Source organism: uncultured Mailhella sp. (genome assembly GCF_905187505.1).
Lineage (GTDB): Bacteria > Desulfobacterota > Desulfovibrionia > Desulfovibrionales > Desulfovibrionaceae > Mailhella.
Map to the genome: position 1 here is coordinate 1 of NZ_CAJJIC010000209.1, position 1,607 is coordinate 1,607.

The following is a 1,607-nucleotide window of genomic DNA, read 5'->3' on the forward strand; positions in this document are numbered from 1 at the left end:
AAGATTGCCTTGCGCCTTGATGAATTCGGCATCGACTATATCGAAGGCGGCTGGCCCGGTTCCAATCCGGTGGACGTGGCGTTTTTCAAGGAGATCGCCAACTATCACCTGAAATACGCCCGTATCGCCGCGTTTGGGAGCACGCACCATCCCGACAACAAGGTGGAAGAAGACCCGAATCTGAACGCGCTCATCGCTTCCGGCGCGACGGCGGGGACGATTTTCGGCAAATCGTGCGAACGCCATGCGAAGGAAGCCCTGCGTCTGGACCCCAAACGGAATCTGGACATTATCCGTAATTCGGTAGCCTACTTGAAGCGCTCCATGCCGGAAGTCTATTTTGACGCGGAGCACTTTTTCGACGGCTACAAGCGGAATGCGGAATACTCGCTGGCGGTCCTGCGGGCCGCGCACGAGGCGGGCGCGCTGATCATCAATCTGTGCGACACCAATGGCGGCACCCTGCCGAACGAGCTGCAGCAGATCGTTTCGGATCTGCGTGTGGCCTTGCCGGAAGTGCGGCTCGGCATCCATACGCACAACGACTGCGAGATGGCGGTGGCGAATACCATCGTTGCCGTGCAGGCTGGCGCGGAAATGGTGCAGGGCACGATCAATGGGGTGGGCGAGCGCTGCGGCAATGCCAACCTGTGTTCGATCCTCCCGGTATTGCAGGTGAAATGCGGTTTGACCTGCTTGCCTGAGCCCGCTGATGTGCGGCTCCGCCAGCTGACCAAACTGTCGTCCTACTTCGCTGAAGTGGCGAATATGAAGCCGTTCAACCGCCAGCCTTTCGTGGGCAATTCCGCGTTTGCGCACAAGGGTGGGGTGCACGTCAGCGCCGTCAACCGCTGTTCCTCCCTGTACGAGCATATGGAGCCGGAGTTGGTCGGCAACGGCCAGCGCATTCTGATCACGGAGCTCGGCGGACGGAGCAACATCGTTTCGCTGGCGCGCCGGTTCGGGTTCCATCTGGACAAGGACGAGCCCGTGGTCAAGGGGCTGTTCAACGAGCTGAAAAAGAAGGCCAGCCTCGGGTACGACTACGCGTCCGCCGAAGCCAGCGTCGAGCTGCTCATCCTGCGCAAACTGGCGCGGCGCGGCGTCCGGGACTTCTTCAAGCTGGTGCAGTACCATGTGAGCGCCGTGCGTGATGCCAGCCATGAGTTGCCGATGGAAGAAGCCACGGTCATGGTGGAAGTGGAGGGTGCCGTCGAGCATACCGCAGCCACCGGCAACGGCCCGGTCAACGCGCTTGATACCGCACTCCGCAAGGCGCTTCTGCCGTTCTATCCGCGTTTGAAGGAAATGAAGCTGCTGGACTTCAAGGTCCGTGTCCTTTCCGCTTCCGACGGTACGGGCGGGACGGCCTCCGTTGTCCGTGTGCTTATCGAATCGGGCGACGCCGACAGCACATGGGTGACCGTGGGCGTGTCGCATGACATCATCGAAGCCAGCTGGCAGGGGCTTGTGGATTCTGTCGTGTATAAGTTGTATCGTGACGAGGAGGGGCAGCGGAAGCTCCGCGACTTGCGATAGAGGCAGAATGCGAGAGTTGAATTGGTGAGGGAAAGGGGAACCTTTCTGGAGAAGGGGAGAGCACCCCC

At 60.5% G+C, this 1,607-nt stretch carries 1 protein-coding gene; it reads left to right on the forward strand.

The features are described from left to right. On the forward strand, positions 1–1,539 hold a 1,539-nt coding region (gene cimA, locus QZZ60_RS11385), incomplete at its 5' end, for a citramalate synthase (protein ID WP_295641491.1). Positions 1,540–1,607 lie beyond the last annotated feature (68 nt).